The following is an 18,883-nucleotide window of genomic DNA, read 5'->3' as shown; positions in this document are numbered from 1 at the left end:
TTTTTTTGGAAAGGGGTTGATGCAGGTGAACATCTGGGAAGGGAATAAGGTCCGATTACGAGCAGTTTTGGCAGAGGATTGGGAGAAATTTCACGCAAATGATCAAGATTCGGAGATTGCAAGAGCATCGGATGCCATTTATTTTCCAAGATCAGAAGCGGGAGCGAGATTGTGGACTGAGCAGCAAGCAGCCAGAGTTCCTGAAGGGGACAATATCAGACTAGCGATTGAAACGTTGGAAGGAGAATTGGTAGGCACGATCAACTCGCATCACTGCGATGCCCGTAATGGAAATTTTCAGTATGGTGTGGCGATTTTCGGCGGACATCATCGCAAAGGCTATGCTTCGGAAGCCGTGAAGATTTTTCTCCACTATTTTTTTCAGGAGCTGCGCTATGAGAAAGTAACCGCACATGTTTTTGCATTTAACGAGACCTCGAAACGATTACAGGAACATCTGGGCTTTCAGCTGGAGGGCAAGCTTCGGAATATGATCTATACGAACGGTCAGCATTATGACGAATACATATATGGTCTCTTAAAAAGTGAATTTGTCCGATAAAGCCGCAGAAGATACAGCTCTTCTGCGGTTTTTTTGTGTTTTACGATTGAACTCTTGCAATTTTACTCATCTCATACTGAAAACGATGAACGAACAGCTCTGCAATTCGGTTCACATGATTCGCTTCCGGGCGCAAAAAGCCAAACAGAATCGGTCGCTGGGGCATATCAACTTCAACAGTGACGATTTCATTCATAGGGCTTCGCATATAGGAACTGAGAGAAAAGGAATAGTCGTGTCCGACTGAAATGGCCATTTGCCGAATTAAGGCAACCCGAATTGCTTCTGTATGATTGGTACGGAACAATATAGAAGTAGAACCGAAAATCTCTGTAAGCTCGTCAATAAATTGATCGATAAATTCATCGTTGAACAAAACAAAGGACTGGTCACGAAGCTCTTCTAAGGTCACGAGCTTTTTCGCTGCGAGTGGGGAATGCTTGCTCATGGCAAGGACAAGTCGGCCTTGCGAAAAGGGCTGAAAAAATAAGCTGTTGCTTTTGTATCGCTCATCGTCCTCGTACATGGCAATCAAGCCGAGATCCGTTCGTCTGTTTCGTATATCCTTTACAATGTCCATCGAAGCTTTTTCCGACAGTTCAAAATGGATGTCTGGGTAAACAGCTTTCATGCTGGAAACGGCTTGCACGAGAAGGGGCATCGCGCCGGGCAAGGCTGATAGCCTTAAATTGCCGCGCAATGCTTCATTTTGATAAGCAGCCTCTTCTTTCATGGCTTGGACGGTATCCAAAATATGCTGGCATTTCTCAAGAATCACTGAGGCTTCTTGGGTCGGAATAGCTCCTAAACGGGAGCGTGTAAACAGCTTCATCCAGAGCTCATCCTCCAGACGTGTAATGGCTTGACTGATGGTGGACTGCGTGACGAGTAAATGTTCTGAAGCAATGGAAATCGATTTGGTTTTTGCGACTTCCACGACATAGACGAGCTGATCTATATTCATGATTCATGTCTCATTTCTATTAATTATTTTAAAGTTAACTGCAATTTATATTAATATATTTTACGCAAAAAGAGGAGTACACTATACCTTGTAAGCAGTTTCAAAGTCTATATAACGAGGGGATGAAAAATAGATGAAAGCAGCAGTTTGGCATGGAATAAAAGATGTGCGCGTCGAAGAAATAGAGCTACCGATCATTTCACCGGGCAAAGTGTTGATCCAAACAGCGTGGACTGGCATTTGCGGCAGCGACCTGCATGCCTACCATCATGGAATTGGCATCCCAGTAGAAAAAGCGCATCCATTGACTGGGCAACAAGCTCCCTTGACGATGGGGCATGAATTCTCAGGTATCGTGGCAGAAGTCGGGGAAGGCGTTACGGGCATTCAAGCAGGGGATCGCGTGGCGATTGAGCCTTTGGTTTATTGTGGCGAATGCGAGTATTGCAAAAAAGGTTGTTATAATCAATGCTCGTCCGTCGGTTTTATCGGCCTGAGTGCAAATGGCGGATTCGCAGAGTATGTGATCGTCGAGCCAAAAATGGTACACAAGCTCCCTGAGAACGTAACATTAGAAGAAGGTGCCTTGGTTGAACCAACTGCTGTTGCGCTGCATGCGGTACGTGAAAGCAAGCTGCAGGTAGGGGACAAGGTAGCGGTATTCGGGGCAGGTCCAATTGGATTACTCACCGTGCTTGCTGCAAAAGCAGCAGGAGCGTCCGAGATCGTCGTGGTTGATGTGTCACAGGAGCGTCTGGACAAGGCAAAAGAAATCGGAGCCTCTTATATTGTCAATGCGGCAGAGGTTGACACAGTGCAGACCATCATGGCTTTGACTGGTGGTGTAGACGTGGCCTATGAGGCGGCAGGTGCCCAACCTACCTTCACAAACGCGCTTTCTGTACTGAAAAAAGGCGGTCAGGTGATGGTAATCGCTGCCTTTGCCAAGCCAGTAGAGATTGATATGCTGCAAATGATGGTAAAAGAAACGAGTGTTGCTGCTACCTTGGCTTATCGTCACATTTACCCGGAGGTCATTCGCTTGATTGCTTCCAAGCAAATGGATGTGGCGCAGGTCATCACCAAGAAGATCGATCTCGCTAACATCGTAGAGGAAGGCTTTGAGCTCTTGTTGACAGATAAGACCCAAGCGAAAATCTTGGTAAACACCAAAGGCTAAAGAAACGGTTGAATCGATGACTCTCTCCTTCGTATCGGGGAGAGTTTTTTGTTTATATATAAAGTTGTAAAGAAACTGAAAATATAGGTAAACAAAGTGAAAAAATAAATACAGAATATTATTTAAAATAAAACATGTTTGAATGCTAAAACATTTGCAACAAGAATTGGGGGAACACAGATGAAAAAGAAGAGCTTTTATCACACGCTGATTGCCATGACAATCGCGGTATCTGCGGCTTTGGCAGGGTGTTCATCAGGGCAGGAAGCGTCCTCTGGAACTGGACAAGCAGGCGGTACTGCGGAAGCTGGCAAAACAGGAGGAACCCTGGTCATCGCTCGTCTGTCCGATGCCAACAACCTCGACCCGCATTTCCTGTCTCAAATTCCTTCAGCAGCAATCGTGCATCACAAAGTATACGAAGGACTTGTCCGCATGGATAAAGAGAGCAAGTACGTCCCTTCACTGGCAAGTGAATGGAAGCAGGTAGATGATTTGACTTGGGAATTCAAGCTGCGTCAAGGCGTTACGTTCCACGATGGTGCTCCTTTCAATGCAGAAGCGGTGAAGAAGACGATCGCTCGCGTTCAGGACCCTGCTGTCGGCTCCAGCCGAATCAACATGTTCGAAGCGATCAAAGAAGTGAAAGTGGTAGATGAATATACGGTTCAGTTTATTTTGAATTACCCTTACGCACCACTCTTGTCCGTATTGGCGAGTGCAGAGGGAAGTATCATCAGCCCGACAGCGATTGAAAAATACGGAAAAGATTTGAGTAAGAACCCAACAGGTACCGGACCATACAAATTCGAGAAATGGACGCCTGGTCAAGAAGTCGTGCTCGTGAGAAACGATAATTACTATGACGGCAAACCAAATCTGGATAAAGTGGTCTTCAAGACCGTACCGGAAGACACGACTCGCCTCGCCATGGTCGAAACAGGGGAAGCTCAGGTGGCGGAAAACCTGCCTGTAACAGACATCGATCGCGTGCAAAATTCTCCATCGATGCAGCTGGGACGATACCCTGGTTTCTCAGTAGATCACATTGGACTCAATACAAAGAAAAAGCCATTTGATGATGTGCGTGTACGTCAAGCGATTGCCCACGCAATCGACAAGAAGACCATTATTGAAGGCGTTTACAATAACGTGGGTACACCAGCCAACTCCTCGATTTCGCCAGCAATGGTTGGTTACAGCCCAAATGTAAAAGACATTCCATATGACATCGAGAAAGCGAAGCAATTGCTCGCAGAGGCTGGGTATCCAAACGGATTCAAAGCAAAAATCGCGTTGAATGACAACAAGGCGCGGATTAGCGTAGCGGAAGTACTGCAACAGCAGTTGAAGCCAATCGGCATTGACCTGCAGCTGGATGTCATGGAATTCGGAGCGTATATTGAAGCAGCCTCCAAAGGCGATACTGACCTGTTCATGAGTGGATGGGGGAATGCTACGGGCGATGCCGACTACAACCAAGCCAACCTGTATCACTCAAAAGCACATGGCGCACCTGGAAACCATTCCTTCTACAACAATCCGGAAGTGGACAAGCTGATTGATGAAGGACGCAGAGAGACAGACCCAGAAAAACGGAAGCAAATCTACGAAAAAGCACAACAAATCGAGATGAATGAAGCACCACTGATTCCATTCCGTTTCTCCGAAAACCTGGCAGCGATTCAAAAGAATGTACAGGGAGTATGGATCAGCCCTGCCGGCCACATCGAGATTGACGACGTAACGATTCAATAATACAAGGCGTCGCTGACATGCTTGTGTCAGCGGCGTTTTTCTGTTGAAAAGTAGAACGTCATCCCCTAAGATAGATTATATTTTCTTGACCAGCCTGTAGCGGAGGTGGAAGGTGTGAAGCAAGGTAAAACGAATGCGATGCGGATCTTGGATAAAGAAAAAATCGCATACACCATGCTGACATATGCAACGGATGATGGAAAAATCGACGGAATCGCTGTCGCCCAAAAGATCGGTCGCGAAGAGAACGTTGTCTATAAAACATTGATTTCGCAAGGGACGAGCAAATCGTATTATGTGTTTGTCATTCCCGTTGAAGCCGAGCTTGATCTCAAAAAAGCGGAATCGCTTCATTCGATTATTGTCAGTGGTGGAAATATTGGGGTGCAAATCGAGCTAACTCCCGATAGCTTGCTACGTGCAACGAAAGGCATGTTAGCGGATGTTACTGATCAGATTGTGTAATTTTCGTTTAATTCCAACCATAAAGAACTGGACACAGACACTCGTTTTCCATGCTGATCCTGATAACTATACGGTCGAGCAACAGTCAGAAGCCCGAACTCGATATGAAGCAAGAGGTTTCCAGCTCTATCTGTACGAGTAACTCATCTTCCATGGTACCCTGATCACCACGGAAGATAAGATCAATCCCAGGCCATAGCTCCTTATAGATCAACTCGTGAAAAACAGGTATATCTGTAATCCATTTCACAGGATCATTACCTTTGAAGTACTGAACCTTCCCGCCCTTTCTGTTATGAATATGACACAAGATGACATATATAAAGGACTATAATGTGTGCTAGATCAACGAAAGGAGGAACAAATCATGAATCGAAGAATCATTTTAGATTTAGCAGTTACTTTAGATGGTTTTATTGAAGGAAAAAACGGGGAAGTTGATTGGTGCATAATGGACTCTGAGATGGGGTTTATTCATTTCTTAAATCAAATTGATACTATTTTATTCGGAAGAAAAAGTTATGATTTATGGGGACAATTTACTCCGGAAATTGGACATTCTGATACTGAAAAAGAAATGTGGGAATTGTTTCATAGTAAAGAAAAATATGTGTTTTCCAAGACGCAAAAAGGGACGGATAATAAAGTAATATTCATAAATGAAAATATTAGGGAAGAAGTAACTAAATTAAAGAATAAGCCTGGAAAAGACATCTGGCTATATGGTGGAGCAAGTCTTATTACAACTTTTATCAATTTAGGGCTTGTTGATGAATGTAGATTATCTGTTCATCCTGTTATTTTGGGAGAAGGAAAACCGTTGTTTATTGATATTAAACAGAGGTTGGATTTAAAAATGGTTAAAACAAGAACGTTCTCATCTGGCGTTGTGCAACTCATCTATCATTTGAATGGTTAGATTGTTTCATCAAAACAGCGGTGAGTCTAAGACTATAGAGTCTGTAAAATATTCTGTGTAAACTCTCAACCTCTAAACTACAATTAGTCTTAGAAAGGTTGGGAGATTTTTTATGATGTCAAAAGAGCAGATCAAACAGTGGATCAAAGAGAAAGACATGAAGTCAGTTGACGACGTACAGTCAGCATTAAAGGATCTATTTGCAGACACGATCCAAGAAATGCTGGAAGCTGAAATTGAGTCCTCTCTTGGATACGCCAAACATGACATGAAAAACAAGCGGACAACCAACAGTCGCAATGGATATAGCAAGAAAATCGTCCGTTCAGAGTACGGGGATATTGACCTCCATGTACCGAGAGATCGAGAGGGTGATTTTGAACCGACCATTGTAAAGAAACATCAGTCCAATGTTACAGGGATCGAAGATCAAATTCTCGCCCTATATGCCAAAGGCGTATCCACACGCGATATCCAAGACCATCTACAGCAGCTCTACGGCATCGAAGTCTCACCAGCGCTCATTTCCAACGTAACGAATAAAGTTGTTCCGATGATCAAAGAGTGGCAAAATCGCCCTTTGCAATCGGTTTATGCTGTTGTCTTCTTAGACGCAATTCACTTTAAGGTAAAGCAAGACGGAGCCATCGTCAATAAAGCAGCCTATATGGTGATTGGTATTGACCTTGACGGTCATAAAGATGTGCTGGGGATCTGGATTGGCGATAATGAATCGGCAAAATTCTGGCTGCATGTACTCAATGAACTAAAAAATCGTGGAGTCCAGGATATTCTCATTACAAGCGTCGATAACCTTCGTGGCTTTACGGAGGCCATATCGGCATGTTATCCGAAGACAGAGATTCAGAAATGTGTCATCCATCAAATCCGAAACTCCATCAAGTATGTATCCTATAAAGATCTAAAAAAGATTACCTCTGAGCTTAAACCCATCTATAGGGCTCCAACGGAGCAAGCCGCACTGGAAGAACTCGATCAGTTTGAGCAAACTTGGGGTAGTAAATATCCCTTGATGGTTCGTTCTTGGCGTACAAACTGGGATGAGATTGCGACCTTCTTTAAATATCCCCCAGAGATTCGAAAGCTGATTTATACGACTAACGTGATAGAAAGTTACCATCGACAACTTCGAAAAGTGACAAAGGGAAAAGCCATGTTTCCCACGGATGATGCCCTTCTAAAGATGCTATATCTCGTAACTATGGATGTTTTACGAAAATGGACGGGACGAGTCCACAATTGGGGACAGATTCTTATGCAGCTATCTGTTTTCTTTGAGGATCGCGTACGACCACACATCCGTTAACCAATAAAAAAAGGCTTCATCCCCGAAGGGATTGTCTTTTTCTGCACCAACGCGTCAAGGGTCCGCTTCGCCTTACGCCCTTGACCCTGTTGGCTCCGAAAAAGATGTCCTAATTAGGGGGATGAAACCTTTACATATATCGGTTGATTGAGTTTACACAAAATTCTTGACAGACCCAGACTATATGATCGGGTCTTGGCTCGCCGCTGTTTTATCTATCAGGTCAGTCTAGAATTCACTAAGTAACCCGGTCCAAATCAGCATTGGGGCTCTCTGTTTTTAGAGCAATCTCTACTAAATAGGGGAGTGCCGCATATGTACATGGATAAATCGTATTTTGATGATACAGAAGCTCCCAATACAGCTCTTCTTTTTCTTCGGAAAAATAGTCATGCTGAAGCTGCTGGATGAGCGCAGGAATGCGATCGGAAAAACCATAAGGACCTTGTAGCTTTGCCCATACAGAAATGAGCCACTATTCCCATTATCATAGTAAAGTTTTCCTCGATCCGCTATAATTTGAGAATGATTATCATATTCGTTTTTCAGAACGGGTGGGGTGGACAGAGTTGAGTTCGGCAGGCATTCAAGAAAACATTCATCTTTTTTTCGATAGAATGAATCTGGAACCGCAAAGCGTGGATCGGAAAACACATATGACTCTTCATCCAGAAATAGGTGAGGGGTATGTGCGTCGGATTCTTCCTCGGTATGACATGGAAATTGTTGTATCCGACTATACTTTTTACCGGGAACACAGCATCTCTCTTTCTACGAAAAGCCCCATGGTAGAGCTTAATGTTTGTTTAAAAGGGGAAAGAGGGATTCGCGTACAAGGCAAAGAGCACCAATTGCTCCCAGGTCTTTGCTCGCTACAATTCATGTCAGAAGTGGAAGCGAGGCTTGAATACGCTGGAAATAAGCCGTTCTATATGCTTGGCATCGGTATTCCGGTGTCGACCTTTCATCATTTCATGGAGGAGTCGAATGGAGAGCGTTCCATTGAATTCGGACAAGTTCTTGGAAAACAATCGTTCCGTATTTTTCAGGAAAAGCTGTCTCCTGCTGCTTTTGTTGCACTCCAGCGTGTGATGCAGTCCGTCTCCAAACCGGGAACGAAAAAGATTGAATTGGAAACTGGCGTATTGGGACTGCTCTCGATGGCGTTTCAATCCTTTCTGCTTGATAGCGACACGGCATCTATTCCCTTATCGAAAAGAGACAAAGAAAAGATTACGCAAGCAAGGGAGATCATGTTGGAGTGCATGGCGGACCCGCCTTCATTACCTGAGCTGTCCCGGATGATTAGTTTAAATGACTATAAGCTGAAGGCAGGTTTTAAAGCAATGTTTGGCACAACCGTTTTTGGCTACTTGCGAGAAAAGCGGTTGGAAAAAGCCTTGTATTTACTTGAGCAAGGTGAAATGAATGTGACGGAAACCTCAAGTGCCATCGGATATACCAATACGAGCTACTTTGCCGAAGCATTCCGTGAAAAATATGGTCTCAACCCAAGCGTATTCGTGAGACGTTCTTCTAGCAGGTAGGCTCAGCATCCCGATAACCAGCAAACTATTCCGTCTACAGGTAGTATGGATTACCGTGCAGTAGTATCATTTGGGGCGTTGATAACGGATCTCATTTACATATTGGTTTATGTAGGAGAGCCTCAAAAAGGAGAGAAGACGGTATATGCAGCGACAAGGTACTATTTTTATGGTCCTAACCATCATTCTAGTCATGATAATATCAGGATGCGGCGGAGGATCGAGCCAACAAACAAATGTAACAGCAACCAGCGAACAAGAGGAACAGCAAGGGGCAACACCTGCTAAGAGCGTGGATGCTTTTCCGCGGACGATCTCCCATCTTTCAGGTGACACTGTCATTCAGGAAAAACCAGTAAAAATTGCGACACCGTACATTGCTTTTGTTGACTACTTGGCCGTCTTGGAAGAATATCCGATTGCTGCCCAAGGTGTATCGACCATTACGACGAATTTTCCGAGTCTCAGCAAGCGGGTAGCAGATAAAAATATCGTCGATCTGGGGATGGAGGTCGATTTGGAGAAGCTACTAGCTGTTCAGCCTGATATCATTATTGCCGCTGATGACATGCGCGACCAGTACGATAAACTGTCGCAAATTGCACCGACTGTCATCTTGCCACAGGCTGGGGATTGGCGTGAAACCCTTCAACAATTGGCAACGATTATTGGAAAAGAAGAGAAAGCTGCGAATGTGCTAGCTGAGTTTGATCGCAAGTCGGCGGCATACAAAGAACAGCTCGCCTTTCGCTGTCAGGAGTCGGTTATGTTCGTCATGTACAGAGGGAAAGAGCAGTTCATTACTTGGAATGATGGACGTTTCGACCCTTTTTATGATGGACTTGGCTTGAAACGAACAGAAGGGGCCAATGAAAATGGGCAGCTTTCACTGGAGAGCCTCGCTCAATTAAATCCAGACCATCTGTTCGTCATCAATAATTGGCAAGCGCCGATCCAAGGTGGAGTGAAAGAGGCCCTGAAGGGAAGCAACGTCTGGAATAGCTTGAATGCCGTCAAAAACAATCGTGTCTATGAATTGGCAGACCCTTCGCTGCCAGGACCGATGGCACTAGCAAAAATAGACGGGATTGAAGAAATCAGGAAAGCGATGGGGAAGCAGCAATAACGGATAGCATAGTCGCTCAAGAGGCACCCCTAATTTTTGTGAAGAAAAATTAGGGGTGCCTTCCTGTATACTTAATCATAATCGGAACGAATCGGTAAGCAACCAAAGGAGATCCATACGTAATGAAATCAGACCGAATAAAATTCCCGGCGGGATTTTTGGCGGGCTTACAACGACTAGGGATTGCTCCCCACGACCTAGCTCGCAAAGCGCGCCTGCCGCTCACCATTCTTACAGAACCAGCTGAAGTCACCACTGCCCAATATTTCCGAATCTGGCAAGCGTACGCCGATCTAGTTGGCGACACTGCTAGCGGAATCATCAAGCTTTCCACCACCTTTGAAACGGCACAATACCCACCGACTGTTTTAGCGACCTACCATGCTCGTGACTATCGCGACGCGCTTAATCGAATGGCCCGGTACAAACAACTGTGTCCACCAGAAAGTTTGCGCATAACAGAGGAGGGCCGGCGCTGTACAATCGAATTGGAGTGGATGCGCAGCGAGCAACCCGGACCACCCGTGCTGGTTGGAACCACGCTAGCCTTTCTTCTAGAGCTTGGACGACGGGGCACAGGCAAGCATTTGACTGCACAGTCCGTGGAATTTTCTCATTCGATGGGGGATGTAGCTACACTTGAAGCTTACTTCGGGTGCCCTATACGGATTGGTGCCACCGGTAACCGATTAACGCTCCATCGAGGCGATCTGGACCGCCTCTTTCTTTCGTATAACCAAGAATTGTTGGAGATCTTGACACCTGTATTGGACCGATCATTGGCTGAACAGTGCAGTCGTTCAATGGCGGATATGGTCAAGTGGATCTTGAAACGAAGTTTAACCGGAGGCCGCCTTGATATTCGAGCTGTTGCAAGCGAGCTGGGCATGAGCGATCGTACCTTGCAGCGCCGTCTAACGGATGAATGCACAACGTTCAAGCAACTGTTGACACAGGCTCGACATGAACAAGCAAAAGAATACTTGGCCGATCTCAATCTCGATATAAAAGAAGTGGCTTTCTTAGTTGGATATGACGATCAGAACTCGTTTTACCGTGCCTTTCGCCTTTGGGAAGGCGATACACCTTCAAATTGGCGTTCCAAAAACTTTAGAGTCAATCCTGCCGTCATAGAATCCCTAACCTAACCCGTTCCAATCAGGGCTATCATTTCCTGTTTTCAATATTTGGCGGGTTAAGCAAGAAGTTTGGCGTTGTACGCTAGTTACCGATCGATCCAGACAAAGTACGATAATCTTTATCCGGAGCATATTAGCTTGCCGTGAATGATAACAAAGGAGACAAGTGTTATGGATATGGGATTACGGAACAAAACTGCTTTCGTATCTGGATCGACGAAAGGTATCGGGAAAGCAATTGCCATTGAGCTTGCCAGAGAAGGCGTCAATGTCCTCGTCAATGGACGGAATAATGAAGAGGTAGAACGAATCGTAAATGAATTGAAGTCGGAATTCCCGGCTACTTCTCCTCAGAACGCTACGGCCGATATTGTGGATAGGCAGCAAAGAGAAGCTTTGTTTGAGAAATATCCCCACGTGGATATTCTCGTTAACAATATGGGTATTTATGAAATCATGTCCTATGAAGACGTTGACGATGAAGTATGGGAAAAATACTTTCGAACAAATGTCCTGGCCGCTAATGGATTATCTAAATTTTACTTGCCTAACATGTTGACGAACAATTTTGGACGAATCATCTTTATAGCAAGTGAAGAAGCGATCATGCCTTCAGGGCAAATGCCTCAGTATTGCATGACGAAATCAATGCTATTATCACTGTCAAAAAGCCTGTCTAAACTAACGATAGGAACAGAAGTCACATCCAATATAATCATGCCAGGGCCAACGCTTACTGAAAATGTATATCAAATCATTGATCATTTGTTTCCTGAGGATATGGCATTTTCGGAAAAAGAGCATAAATTTATGGCTACAAATCTGCCTCAATCCGAATTACAGCGGTTTATCAAGCCTTTTGAAATAGGCAGACTGGTAGCATTCGTATCCAGCCCTTATGCAGCTGCATTTAAAGGTTCACCAATCCGAATAGACGGGGGCATGGTGCCAACTATTTTTTAACATAAATCCCATTTCGGCTATGATTGGTTAACAGTCGCGATCAGAATTTTCAATATTATCATACATATGATACGATAATGTTGAAAAAGACAAGGGAGGATGTCCAGTATGATTAAAGGATTATACGAAGCACATTTACCTGTCAAAAATCTTTTGAGATCCATTGAGTTTTACAAACAGCTGGATCTGGAACTCGCCCATCAGACTGCTACAATTGCTTTCTTTTGGATTGAAAAAGGGCGCAGCTGGTTAGGATTATGGGAGACAGATCGGGTAGATACTCCTTATCACGTTTCGTTACGACATGTTGCCTTTCAAATTGATCGCAAAGATATGGATGAAGCGAAGAAGTGGTTGGAACAGAAGGGGATAGAGGTAACAACTAGCTTCGGTTTCCCACCAGAAAAACAGCCGCTTGTTTTGCCGAATAACCCCCAAGCTCACGCTGCTATTTACTTCGAAGATCCTGATGGCAACTTATTGGAATTCATCGCAACCTTACGAATTGATTTTGAGGAAGCCTTCAAAATGATGACGCTAGAGGATTGGGAGAAAAGGGAAGGATAGAAAAAAAGCAGACCCGTTATATACGACTCGACGGATTGAAGCCCGAATTCTTCCGCCTTTTTCAGACTGGTGAAGGGAATGCGCAGGTCTTCGAGTTTTGCTGCAAGAGTGAGTTCGCATTGGTTATAAGCTATTGGTTGCGACTGGTGAAAATATTCAAAAGCCCTGATGAGCGCGAACATTCATCAGGGCTTCCCTTTCACTTACTCCGTTTGGAAGGAACCCAGTATCTCTAGATAGTGTGGATTATACATAATGCCAAGGATATTCCCAAATGGATCAATAACAGAAGCTGTAGTAAATCCGGCACCTCGATGAATCAGAGGTTCATACTCTCTTGCTCCCATGGATAGCAGCTTATCAAGTGTGGAGACGATATCATCGACGTGCCAGAACATAACTGCGCCACCAGGACCAGGCATCGCAGCAGTAGGTGCGTAACGACGATCAATCAGTCCAAGTTCATGCTGGTAGTCTCCGATGCGAAACTCAGCATAGGCGAGCTGTCCGTCAGGGCCGGATCGCTCGAAGTAGGGTGCAATACCCAATAGCTCCGTGTACCACTTCTTTGCCTCCTCCACATCATCCGCCCAGTAGCTGATGGTTGCGAAGCCCCGTAATGTTTGGTTATGACTCATAATTGTAGTACCTCCCTTAGACTTACGATTGTTGGTTACTTCCAATTATAAGCGCTTATTACTGACACACTCTGTCAGTTAACTGTACTTGCTCAGCACATCGAAGAACTCTTTTAGAAAATGATAAAACAGCTTTTCAGAAGGAGGAAGCTCACGGTTGTTCGGGATGATGATCCCCACCGTCCTCGTCACCAATGGCTCGCTAATCGGAACTTTTACTGTCTCACGTGGAACGTTATCCGTCAGCGTAAGCTCTGGCAACAAAGTGACGCCCAATCCCGCCGCGACCAAACCTTTGATCGCATCAATGTCTTCCCCTTCAAAAGCAACCTTTGGCGTGAAGCCCATTTGGGAGCAAGCATTGACTGCAATATTGCGGAGGATGAATCCGGGTGGAAACAGCACGAATGTATCCTCTTGCAGCTGGCTGAGACGCAGACTCGGCTGCTTGGACAGCGGGTGCTTCGCGGGCAGCAGCGCGACGATATTTTCCGCGAAGAAGATGTGGCTGCGCACATTTTTCTCATGAGTAGGGACAGGACCAAGGAAAGCCAGGTCAATTTCTCCATGGATGACCGAGTCAATCAGCCCCTGATAAGACCCTTGCTTTAATTGAAACCCGATGTCTGGATACCGCCCCCGAAAACCGGAGATGACCGTAGGAAGGGGATTGGCGGCGAGACTGCTCGTAAAACCTACACGAATCGTTCCTCTCGACGGGTCCAGGAACTCATCGATCTTTTCTTTTGCCTTCTCGATTTCGTTCATCGCCATTTCGACGTGCTGCAAGAATATTTTGCCAACCGCCGTCAGCTTGATATTGCGACCTTCACGGATGAACAACGATACGCCGAGCTCCGTCTCCAGATTGGCAATTTGTCGACTCAAGGCAGATTGAGCGACATGCAGATTATGTGAGGCTTCGGTGAAGTGCTCTCGTTTGGCAACCTCGATGAAGTATTGAATCTGTCGTAGCTCCATGAATACCCCCACCTTACCCATTCATCTCGATTTGAGATAGATTTTGCATAAATTATATATTGTTTGTATCGTTTCACTCAATCTAAAATTAACATACCAGAGAGAGCAAGGAGAGTGGAGATACATGACGATACAAGGAATGCCTGCTAAGCAAGGTCTGTACGATCCGATTTTCGAACATGACGCTTGCGGAATTGGTTTTATTGCAAACTTGAAATCAAAATCCACACACGATATGGTCCGCAAAGGTCTGAAAATTCTGTGCCAACTGGAACACCGCGGAGGTCAAGGCAGTGATCCGGAAACGGGAGACGGCGCAGGGATTTTAACACAAATACCACATGCCTTCTTCAAAAAAGCCTGTAAAGAGCTGGATATCTCGTTGCCTTCGCAAGGAAAGTACGGAGTGGGTATGCTGTTCCTTCCAATGGATGACGCCAAACGTCAAAAGTACGAAGCGCAGCTGGAGTCGATTGTCGAAGCAGAGGGCCAAAAGCTGCTCGGCTGGAGAACAGTTCCTGTCGATGCAACGAAAATCGGCAAAACGGCTGTAGCGAGTCAGCCTTTTGTCCGCCAAGTATTCATCGGTGCCAGCTCGAATGTGCAGGACCAAATGGCATTTGAACGGAAGCTGTACGTGATTCGCAAGCAGGTGGAATTGGCAGCAGGAGCTGATTTCTACGCCGCCTCCATGTCTTCGCGTACGATTGTCTATAAAGGATTGCTCACACCAGGACAACTGGATGCTTTTTATCTGGATTTGCAAGATAATTCTTACACTTCTACCTTTTCCGTCGTTCACTCGCGCTTCAGTACGAATACATTCCCAACCTGGGAGAGGGCACACCCGAATCGTTATTTGATTCACAACGGCGAGATCAACACCCTGCAAGGAAACATCAACTGGATGATGGCTCGTGAAAAAATGTTCCAGTCCGAGGCGTTTGGTGCGGATTTGGCAAAAGTGGTGCCAATCATCGATATGGCGGGCAGTGATTCGGCTATTTTGGATAACTGCGTAGAGTTCTTCTCGCTGGCAGGCCGCTCCTTGCCGCATGTCGCGATGATGATGATTCCAGAGCCATGGGATCAGGATGAGCGCATCGACGAAAACAAGAAAGCTTTTTACGAGTACCATAGCTGCCTGATGGAGCCATGGGATGGTCCAACCGCCATTTCCTTTACGGACGGCAGACACATTGGTGCCATTCTCGATCGAAATGGATTGCGACCAGCGAGATACTATGTGACGTCCGATGATACGATTATTTTCTCATCGGAGGTAGGTGTTCTGGAAGTACCAGATGAAACGATCGTGCAAAAAGGTCGGCTCAGCCCAGGGCGGATGCTGCTCGTTGACCTCGAAGAAGGCAGAATTGTTTCCGACGAGGAAATCAAGCAAAAAATCGCGAGTGAGCAGCCGTATCGGGATTGGGTGAAAAACAACCTGCATGCCATCGAGGATTTGCCTACTGTAGGTCGCACGGAAGACCTCCATGGAGAGAGCCTGCTTGCGCATCAAAAAGCATTTGGCTACACACAGGAAGAAGTTGACAAGGTCCTTGCGCCGATGGTTGCTGAGCAAAAAGATCCGATCGGTTCCATGGGCGTAGACACACCGCTTGCGGTATTGTCTGAGCGCTCGCAGCTTTTGTACCACTATTTCAAGCAATCATTTGCCCAAGTCACGAATCCACCGATTGATGCACTTCGTGAGGCCTGTGTGACATCGACGCATACTGTGCTTGGTGCGGAAGGCAACCTGCTTGCACCTGATGCGAGCAATTGCCGCAGAATCCGCCTGACCAATCCGTTGATTTCCAATCAAGAGCTGGCGAAGCTTCGCATGAATCCATATCAAGAGCTCAAGGCGAAAACATTGCCGATCCTCTTTCCTGCCCAAGGGGGAGACAAGGCGCTGGAGCTGGCGCTCGATCAATTGTTCGCTTCGGCAGATGAAGCGATTGCTGCTGGCTACACCTTGCTGATTTTATCAGATCGCGGAATGAACCAAGAATGGGCAGCGATACCTGCTTTGCTCGCGGGAAGTGGTCTTCATCATCATCTCGTACGTGCAGGGACTCGCACGAAGGCCAGCCTGATCATTGAATCCGGGGAGCCGCGTGACGTGCACCAGTTCGCCATGCTGATCGGTTACGGTGCAGACGCGATCAACCCTTATGTCGCAATCTCAACCGTGAACCAGCTGGTTGATTCGGCTAAGCTGAAGGACATCACAAGTGAAGAAGCTGTCGAAACCTATTTGCAAATAGCTGTAGAAGGCGTCGTAAAGGTCATGTCCAAGATGGGCATTTCGACTATCCAAAGCTATCGTGGTGCACAAATTTTTGAAGCAGTGGGTATTCATTCTCGTGTGATTGATCGTTATTTCAGTCGTACGCCATCCCAGATTTCGGGAATTGCCCTTGATGTGATAGAAGAAGAGACTTTGATTCGCCATGCGAAAGCATTCTTGCCAGAGCATTCCGAGGAGGCGCTGGATGCAGGCAGCGATTTTCAGTTCCGCCGTGACGGCGAGTTCCATTTGTTCAATCCGAAGACGGTTCACGCCTTGCAAAAAGCTTGTCGGGAAGGAAGCTATGAGCAGTACAAAATCTATGCGGAGCAAGCAACAGCTCAGCAATTTGTAGCACTGAGGCATTTGCTCGATTTCAAGTCCAATCGACAGCCTATTCCTCTCAATGAGGTCGAATCGGTAGACTCCATTGTTCACCGCTTCAAGACGGGAGCGATGTCATACGGCTCGCTCAGCAAGGAAGCACATGAGACATTAGCGATTGCCATGAACCGTCTGGGCGCGAAAAGCAATAGCGGGGAAGGCGGCGAAGATTCAGCGCGCTACATCATGGATGAAAACGGAGATTTGCGACGCAGTTCCATCAAGCAGGTCGCATCAGGACGCTTTGGCGTATCCAGCCATTACTTGGTCAACGCTTCTGAGATCCAGATCAAGATGGCACAGGGAGCAAAGCCAGGCGAGGGTGGCCAATTGCCAGGAAGCAAAGTCTACCCGTGGATTGCCGAAGTGCGCGGATCGACGCCAGGTGTGGGGCTTATTTCGCCACCTCCTCACCACGACATCTATTCGATTGAAGACTTGGCACAGCTGATCTTTGACTTGAAAAATGCGAATCCGCGTGCCCGGATCAGCGTGAAGCTTGTATCCAAAGCAGGTGTTGGAACGATTGCAGCTGGTGTGGCAAAAGGTCTGGCAGATGTCATTGTGGTCAGTGGTCACGATGGTGGGACAGGTGCTTCACCAAAATCAAGCATCAAGCACGCAGGTCTGCCGTGGGAGCTCGGTCTGGCCGAGACACATCAGACACTTTTGCTCAACCAGCTTCGTGACCGTGTCGTTCTGGAGACAGACGGCAAGCTGATGACGGGACGTGACGTAGTCATTGCAGCATTGCTCGGTGCGGAAGAATTCGGCTTCGCCACTGCACCTCTCGTGTCGATCGGTTGCGTGATGGCTCGTGTATGCCACCTCGATACATGCCCAGTAGGTGTGGCGACACAAAACCCGGAGCTGCGCAAACGGTTTAAGGGTGATCCGCAGCACGCCGTGAACTTCATGCGTCTCGTCGCCCGTGAGGTACGTGAGATTATGGCACAGTTGGGTTATCACTCCATCGAAGCCATGGTTGGTCAGAGTCACGTACTGAAGATGAGCGACAAGGCAAAGCAACATTGGAAAGCCAAACATATCGATTTGTCTGCTCTCTTGTTCCAACCGGACGTAGCCGAAGAAGTGGGCAGATACCATCAGCGCAACCAGGACCACAAGCTGGAAGAAACACTGGATCGTCAAAAACTGCTCAAGCTGTGCAAGCCGGCACTTGATAAACAGCTGCAGGTAGAGGCGAAGCTAGCCATCACCAATACGAATCGCGTAGTCGGCACGATACTAGGCAGCGAGGTAACCAAACGTTTTGGCGAACACGGACTGCCAGAAGATACAATCCGCCTGTATTTCACGGGTTCGGCAGGACAAAGCTTCGGGGCATTCGTACCACGGGGCATCACACTTAGTCTCGAGGGAGATGCGAACGACTACGTCGGAAAAGGTCTGTCCGGCGGGAAAATCACTGTCGCGCCATCGAAGAAAAGCAAATTCGCTCCCGAACACAACATGATTATCGGAAACGTTGCGTTCTACGGGGCGACGTCCGGTGAGGCGTATATTAATGGCTTGGCTGGCGAACGATTCTGCGTACGCAATAGTGGAGTGACCGCTGTTGTTGAAGGTGTTGGTGACCATGGCTGCGAGTACATGACAGGTGGACGCGTCGTCGTTCTCGGTCCGGTCGGCAAAAACTTTGCAGCAGGCATGTCTGGAGGTACTGCCTACGTTTTGGCTGAGGATAAAGAGAAGTTCGCCACGATGTGCAATCAGGAGATGGTACTCCTCGAGGCACTCGAAGATCAGCGAGAGATCGCACGGGTAAAACGACTGCTGGAAAACCACGTTGCCCATACAGGCAGCCAACACGCGCAAGCCTTGCTTGATCAGTGGGAGCTTACCGTCGGAAAGTTTGTCAAAGTCATTCCAAAGGATTACAAGCAAATCGTCTCCACGATGGAGGAGCTGGAGAAATCCGGCATGAAGCGCCAAGAAGCGATTTTGGCCGCCTTTGAAATGAGCCAAAAGAAAGGCGATACGAAAACACCGAAAAAGAAAGCGCCTGAACAATCCTTCGTTTCTGTTGGGAAATAAGGAAGTATG

The 18,883-nt window shown here is 46.6% G+C and carries 16 protein-coding genes; 12 read left to right on the top strand and 4 right to left on the bottom strand.

Annotated features, from left to right (window positions below):
• Positions 1 to 19 precede the first annotated feature (19 nt).
• Positions 20 to 562: a GNAT family N-acetyltransferase gene (locus AB1L17_RS03365; RefSeq protein ID WP_412847383.1), complete on the top strand. Its 543-nt coding sequence runs from the start codon at positions 20 to 22 to the stop codon at positions 560 to 562.
• 40 nt (positions 563 to 602) lie between these two features.
• Here AB1L17_RS03365 and AB1L17_RS03360 read toward each other — a convergent pair whose 3' ends face one another.
• Complete coding sequence (locus AB1L17_RS03360) at positions 603 to 1,526, bottom strand: LysR family transcriptional regulator (protein ID WP_412847382.1); 924 nt, start codon at positions 1,524 to 1,526, stop codon at positions 603 to 605.
• Positions 1,527 to 1,659: 133 nt separating this feature from the next.
• Here AB1L17_RS03360 and AB1L17_RS03355 point away from each other — a divergent pair, with 133 nt between their 5' ends.
• The 3 genes from AB1L17_RS03355 (at position 1,660) to AB1L17_RS03345 (ending at position 4,929) form a co-directional block, all read left to right on the top strand.
• The gene (locus tag AB1L17_RS03355) at positions 1,660 to 2,706 is read left to right on the top strand and encodes a 2,3-butanediol dehydrogenase (RefSeq protein WP_412847381.1); all 1,047 of its coding nucleotides are present in this window, start codon (positions 1,660 to 1,662) and stop codon (positions 2,704 to 2,706) included.
• A 180-nt stretch (positions 2,707 to 2,886) separates the two neighbouring features.
• Entirely contained in the window at positions 2,887 to 4,464 is a 1,578-nt protein-coding gene (locus tag AB1L17_RS03350; protein ID WP_412847380.1) for a glutathione ABC transporter substrate-binding protein, read from the top strand.
• Positions 4,465 to 4,578: 114 nt separating this feature from the next.
• The gene (locus AB1L17_RS03345; protein ID WP_412847379.1) at positions 4,579 to 4,929 is read left to right on the top strand and encodes a YbaK/EbsC family protein; all 351 of its coding nucleotides are present in this window, start codon (positions 4,579 to 4,581) and stop codon (positions 4,927 to 4,929) included.
• Positions 4,930 to 5,014: 85 nt separating this feature from the next.
• Here AB1L17_RS03345 and AB1L17_RS31525 read toward each other — a convergent pair whose 3' ends face one another.
• Positions 5,015 to 5,239 carry a DUF7948 domain-containing protein gene (locus AB1L17_RS31525; protein ID WP_486599180.1) on the bottom strand — a complete coding sequence of 75 codons (225 nt, stop codon included), beginning with the start codon at positions 5,237 to 5,239 and terminating at the stop codon, positions 5,015 to 5,017.
• Between the two features lie 57 nt (positions 5,240 to 5,296).
• Here AB1L17_RS31525 and AB1L17_RS03340 point away from each other — a divergent pair, with 57 nt between their 5' ends.
• The 7 genes from AB1L17_RS03340 to AB1L17_RS03310 all read left to right on the top strand — a co-directional run bounded on the left by AB1L17_RS03340 (position 5,297) and on the right by AB1L17_RS03310 (position 12,517).
• On the top strand, positions 5,297 to 5,848 hold the full coding sequence (locus AB1L17_RS03340; RefSeq protein ID WP_412847378.1) for a dihydrofolate reductase family protein: 552 nt from the start codon (positions 5,297 to 5,299) through the stop codon (positions 5,846 to 5,848).
• Positions 5,849 to 5,960: 112 nt separating this feature from the next.
• Positions 5,961 to 7,175, top strand: a complete 1,215-nt coding sequence (locus AB1L17_RS03335) for an IS256 family transposase (RefSeq protein ID WP_412848819.1) — start codon at positions 5,961 to 5,963, stop codon at positions 7,173 to 7,175.
• Positions 7,176 to 7,744: 569 nt separating this feature from the next.
• Complete coding sequence (locus AB1L17_RS03330; protein ID WP_412844112.1) at positions 7,745 to 8,722, top strand: AraC family transcriptional regulator; 978 nt, start codon at positions 7,745 to 7,747, stop codon at positions 8,720 to 8,722.
• Positions 8,723 to 8,867: 145 nt separating this feature from the next.
• Positions 8,868 to 9,848: an ABC transporter substrate-binding protein gene (locus tag AB1L17_RS03325; protein WP_412844111.1), complete on the top strand. Its 981-nt coding sequence runs from the start codon at positions 8,868 to 8,870 to the stop codon at positions 9,846 to 9,848.
• A gap of 122 nt (positions 9,849 to 9,970) precedes the next feature.
• Positions 9,971 to 10,996: an AraC family transcriptional regulator ligand-binding domain-containing protein gene (locus tag AB1L17_RS03320; RefSeq protein ID WP_412844110.1), complete on the top strand. Its 1,026-nt coding sequence runs from the start codon at positions 9,971 to 9,973 to the stop codon at positions 10,994 to 10,996.
• 162 nt (positions 10,997 to 11,158) lie between these two features.
• The gene (locus tag AB1L17_RS03315; RefSeq protein WP_412844109.1) at positions 11,159 to 11,950 is read left to right on the top strand and encodes an SDR family NAD(P)-dependent oxidoreductase; all 792 of its coding nucleotides are present in this window, start codon (positions 11,159 to 11,161) and stop codon (positions 11,948 to 11,950) included.
• A gap of 108 nt (positions 11,951 to 12,058) precedes the next feature.
• Positions 12,059 to 12,517, top strand: coding sequence for a VOC family protein (locus tag AB1L17_RS03310; protein WP_412844108.1), 459 nt, complete (start codon positions 12,059 to 12,061; stop codon positions 12,515 to 12,517).
• Positions 12,518 to 12,720: 203 nt separating this feature from the next.
• Here the strand turns inward: AB1L17_RS03310 and AB1L17_RS03305 are convergent, their stop codons facing one another.
• Both AB1L17_RS03305 and gltC read right to left on the bottom strand, forming a co-directional pair.
• Entirely contained in the window at positions 12,721 to 13,155 is a 435-nt protein-coding gene (locus AB1L17_RS03305) for a VOC family protein (protein WP_412844107.1), read from the bottom strand.
• Positions 13,156 to 13,233: 78 nt separating this feature from the next.
• Positions 13,234 to 14,136 carry a glutamate biosynthesis transcriptional regulator GltC gene (gene gltC / locus AB1L17_RS03300; protein WP_412844106.1) on the bottom strand — a complete coding sequence of 301 codons (903 nt, stop codon included), beginning with the start codon at positions 14,134 to 14,136 and terminating at the stop codon, positions 13,234 to 13,236.
• 124 nt (positions 14,137 to 14,260) lie between these two features.
• Here gltC and gltB point away from each other — a divergent pair, with 124 nt between their 5' ends.
• A complete protein-coding gene (gltB, locus tag AB1L17_RS03295; RefSeq protein ID WP_412844105.1) occupies positions 14,261 to 18,874 on the top strand; it encodes a glutamate synthase large subunit in 4,614 nt (1,537 codons plus the stop codon).
• Positions 18,875 to 18,883 lie beyond the last annotated feature (9 nt).

This window comes from Brevibacillus jepli, assembly GCF_047229145.1.
GTDB lineage: Bacteria > Bacillota > Bacilli > Brevibacillales > Brevibacillaceae > Brevibacillus.
The sequence above is the reverse complement of the archived record's forward strand: the minus strand, read 5'-3'. Positions and strand labels throughout refer to the sequence as shown.

What these genes read in the sequence shown, in the direction of transcription:
- AB1L17_RS03365 (WP_412847383.1), top strand. Translation starts at nt 20, where the DNA reads ATGCAGGTGAACATCTGGGAAGGGAATAAGGTCCGATTACGAGCAGTT.
- AB1L17_RS03360 (WP_412847382.1), bottom strand. Translation starts at nt 1,526, where the DNA reads ATGAATATAGATCAGCTCGTCTATGTCGTGGAAGTCGCAAAAACCAAA.
- AB1L17_RS03355 (WP_412847381.1), top strand. Translation starts at nt 1,660, where the DNA reads ATGAAAGCAGCAGTTTGGCATGGAATAAAAGATGTGCGCGTCGAAGAA.
- AB1L17_RS03350 (WP_412847380.1), top strand. Translation starts at nt 2,887, where the DNA reads ATGAAAAAGAAGAGCTTTTATCACACGCTGATTGCCATGACAATCGCG.
- AB1L17_RS03340 (WP_412847378.1), top strand. Translation starts at nt 5,297, where the DNA reads ATGAATCGAAGAATCATTTTAGATTTAGCAGTTACTTTAGATGGTTTT.
- AB1L17_RS03335 (WP_412848819.1), top strand. Translation starts at nt 5,961, where the DNA reads ATGATGTCAAAAGAGCAGATCAAACAGTGGATCAAAGAGAAAGACATG.
- AB1L17_RS03325 (WP_412844111.1), top strand. Translation starts at nt 8,868, where the DNA reads ATGCAGCGACAAGGTACTATTTTTATGGTCCTAACCATCATTCTAGTC.
- AB1L17_RS03320 (WP_412844110.1), top strand. Translation starts at nt 9,971, where the DNA reads ATGAAATCAGACCGAATAAAATTCCCGGCGGGATTTTTGGCGGGCTTA.
- AB1L17_RS03315 (WP_412844109.1), top strand. Translation starts at nt 11,159, where the DNA reads ATGGATATGGGATTACGGAACAAAACTGCTTTCGTATCTGGATCGACG.
- AB1L17_RS03310 (WP_412844108.1), top strand. Translation starts at nt 12,059, where the DNA reads ATGATTAAAGGATTATACGAAGCACATTTACCTGTCAAAAATCTTTTG.
- AB1L17_RS03305 (WP_412844107.1), bottom strand. Translation starts at nt 13,155, where the DNA reads ATGAGTCATAACCAAACATTACGGGGCTTCGCAACCATCAGCTACTGG.
- gltC (WP_412844106.1), bottom strand. Translation starts at nt 14,136, where the DNA reads ATGGAGCTACGACAGATTCAATACTTCATCGAGGTTGCCAAACGAGAG.
- gltB (WP_412844105.1), top strand. Translation starts at nt 14,261, where the DNA reads ATGACGATACAAGGAATGCCTGCTAAGCAAGGTCTGTACGATCCGATT.